1 pseudogene is annotated in these 2,297 nt (G+C 69.1%); it reads right to left on the minus strand.

From position 1 onward, the window contains the following. Positions 1-121 precede the first annotated feature (121 nt). Positions 122-2,297, minus strand: a pseudogene (locus JHD07_RS38060) (chromosome segregation protein SMC); the annotation flags it as partial.

Consider the following 2,297-nt stretch of genomic DNA (forward strand, 5'->3'; position numbering starts at 1 on the left):
GGAGATCATTGATCAACCCACGTCATTCCGGGGCGCGCAAAGCGCGAACCCGGAAGTTCGAGATTGCAGCACGAGATTCCGGGTTCGATGCTACGCATCGCCCCGGAATGACGGTTCAAGATCACGCCACGTTCTGGTCGAGAATGTCCACGGCCTCGGCCAGGCTCACCGACACCAGCTGCGACACGCCCCGCTCGGCCATGGTGACGCCGAACAGGCGGTTCATCCGCGCCATCGTGATCGGATTGTGCGTGATGATGATGAAGCGCGTGTCGGTCGAGCCGGTCATCTCGTGCAGGAGGTTGCAGTACCGCTCGACGTTGTGGTCGTCGAGCGGCGCGTCGACTTCGTCCAGCACGCAGATCGGCGACGGGTTGGTCAAAAACACCGCGAAGATCAGCGCCATCGCGGTCAGGGCTTGCTCGCCGCCCGAGAGCAGCGACAGTGTCTGCGGCTTCTTGCCCGGCGGCTTGGCGATGATTTCGAGGCCGGCTTCGAGCGGATCGTCGCTCTCGATCAGGTGCAGCGCGGCCTCGCCGCCGCCGAACAGCTCGACGAACAGGCGCTTGAAGTGGTTGTTGACGACCTCGAACGAGGTCAGGAGCCGCTCGCGCGCTTCCTTGTTGAGGCTCTGGATGCCCTGGCGCAGCCGCTTGATGGCCTCGACGAGGTCGTCGCGCTCGGTGACCAGACCGTTGTGCTGGGTTTCGACCTCGCGCAGTTCCTCTTCGGCGCGCAGATTCACGGCGCCGAGGCGCTCGCGGTCGCGGCGCATTTTCTCGAGGTCCTCCTCGATGTCGTGCAGAGGCGGCAGCTCCGCGCCGGGCTCGAGCTCGGCGAGGCCGGCAACCGCCTGCGGCTCGACTTCGAGCATGTCGCGGATCTCGCGCTCGATGTCCTCGAGCCGGCGCCGCGCGCCTTCCATGCGCTCCTCGGCGCGGGCGGTGGCCTCGCGGGCACTCGACAAGGCTTCGAGCGTCAGCTTGGCGACGCGGTCGGTCTCGGCCATCGCGGTTTCCGCGGAGGCGAGGGCGTCGGCGGCCATGCGGCGGTCGTTCTCGGCGTACTCGATCTCGGTGATCAGCGCACTGCGCTTCTCGGCGAACACGGCCGGCGCGTTCTCCAGTTCGCTGCGCTCGATCGTGAGCTCGGCGATGCGGGCCTGGATGGTGTCGATATGGGAGGCCGCGCTCTCCTTGCGGTTCTGCCACTCGGTGCGCTCGGCGAGGATCGCTTGCACGCGACGGTCGGCAAGCTCGGCTTCGCGCGCCAGCGCCTGCGCCTCGGCACGAACCTGGGCGGCCATGCGGCGGTGGCCTTCGATGTCGCTGCGGACGGCGGCGAGCCGGGTCTCGGTGTCCTCGCTCGACGGCAGCTCGCCGATGCCGGCCTGGGCGTATTCATAGGCGGCCTCGGCCTCGGCCCGGTCGGCGGCGAGGCGGCTGTGTGCTTCCGACAGCGTCGCCTTGCGTGCGGCATGGCGGCTGATCTCGCGCTCGGCATTGGCATGGCGCTCGCGCGCGACGTTGAGCTCGCGCTGCGCGGCGCGCCAGGCTTCGCGGCTGGCACCTTCGGTGCTGGCGGCCATCTGCAGCTCGGACTCGGCGTTCTCCAGTGCCTGGCGCTTGATCTGCGCGTCGATGCGGGCCTGCTCCAGCTCGTTCTCGCTGTCGACGAGACGGGCGCGCTCGGCGAGGCGCCGGGCCGCACCGGTCGGCGCGTGAGCTGCGGCAACGAAGCCGTCCCAGCGCCAGACGTCGCCCTCGGGGGAGACCAGCCGCTGGCCGGTCTTGAGCTGCGAGACCAGCTCGGCGCCGCGCTCGCGCGGCACCACGCCGATCTGCGCCAGGCGGCGGGCCAGTTCCGCCGGCGCCTGCACATGATTGGACAGCGGAACGGCGCCCTCGGGCAGCTCCGGATCGCCTTCGGTGTGGCCGACATTGGTCCAGCGCATCGGCGCCGACGGGTCGATCGGCGCGTCGAGATCGTCGCCGAGCGCAGCGCCGATTGCCTTCTCGAAGCCCTTGTCGACGGTGATGCCGTCGATGATCGGCGGCCACAAATTCTTGGTCTCGCCGTTGACGATCTTGGAGATCGTGCGCGCCTCGGTCTCGAGCCGCTGCACGCGCTTGTCGGCTTCGACCAGCGGCGAGCGCGAGGATTCCAGGGTCTGGCGTGCGGCAACGTGAGCGGTTTCGCTCGCCTGCGCGGCAGCTTCGGACGCCGCCAGCGTCTCTTCCGCGGTCTCGACCAGCGCGGTCAGCTCGTCGAGATCGCCGAAGCCGCCGGTTGCTTCG

The organism is Bradyrhizobium sp., from assembly GCF_016462955.1.
Taxonomy (GTDB): Bacteria; Pseudomonadota; Alphaproteobacteria; order Rhizobiales; family Xanthobacteraceae; genus Bradyrhizobium.